The sequence below is a fragment of the Streptomyces barringtoniae genome, assembly GCF_020819595.1.
Taxonomy (GTDB): Bacteria; Actinomycetota; Actinomycetes; order Streptomycetales; family Streptomycetaceae; genus Streptomyces; species Streptomyces barringtoniae.
Genome location: NZ_JAJHNP010000088.1, coordinates 1 through 807 on the forward strand (window position 1 = coordinate 1; position 807 = coordinate 807).

The window sequence follows — 807 nt, forward strand, 5'->3', positions numbered from 1 at the left end:
AAGGAGATGCTGCCGGTCGTCGACAAGCCTGCGATCCAGTACGTGGTCGAGGAGGCCGTCTCGGCGGGGCTCGACGACGTCCTGATGGTCACCGGGCGCAACAAGCGTCCGCTCGAGGACCACTTCGACCGCAACTACGAGCTGGAATCGGCGCTCGGGAAGAAGGGTGACGCCGAACGGCTCGCGAAGGTGCAGGAGTCCAGCGACCTGGCGACCATGCACTACGTGCGCCAGGGCGACCCCAGGGGTCTGGGTCACGCCGTGCTGTGCGCCGCCCCGCACGTCGGGCACGAGCCCTTCGCGGTGCTCCTGGGCGACGACCTGATCGACCCGCGCGACCCGCTCCTGCAGCGCATGATCGAGGTGCAGGAGCAGCACGGCGGCAGTGTGATCGCCCTCATGGAGGTCAGGCCCGAGCAGATCCACCTCTACGGCTGCGCGGCCGTGGAGCCGACCGCCGACGGCGACGTCGTCAGGGTCGGCGGGCTGGTGGAGAAGCCGGACCCGGCGGACGCCCCGTCGAACTACGCGATCATCGGCCGTTACGTCCTCGATCCGCACATCTTCGACATACTCCGCAAGACCGAGCCGGGCCGCGGCGGGGAGATCCAGCTCACCGACGCCCTGCAGCAGCTCGCGGCGGACGAGAAGGTCGGCGGACCGGTGCACGGTGTCGTCTTCAAGGGCCGCCGCTATGACACCGGCGACCGTGGCGACTATCTGCGTGCCATTGTCAGACTGGCGTGCGAACGTGAAGACCTGGGCCCGGACTTCCGGACCTGGCTTCGCAGTTACGTAGCCGAGGAG

At 68.6% G+C, this 807-nt stretch carries 1 protein-coding gene; it reads left to right on the forward strand.

Annotation, left to right across the window (positions count from 1 at the left end; all coding sequences use genetic code 11):
- Positions 1–807: UTP--glucose-1-phosphate uridylyltransferase (locus LMU33_RS40830; protein ID WP_228627172.1), on the forward strand; the 807-nt coding region annotated here is incomplete at both ends.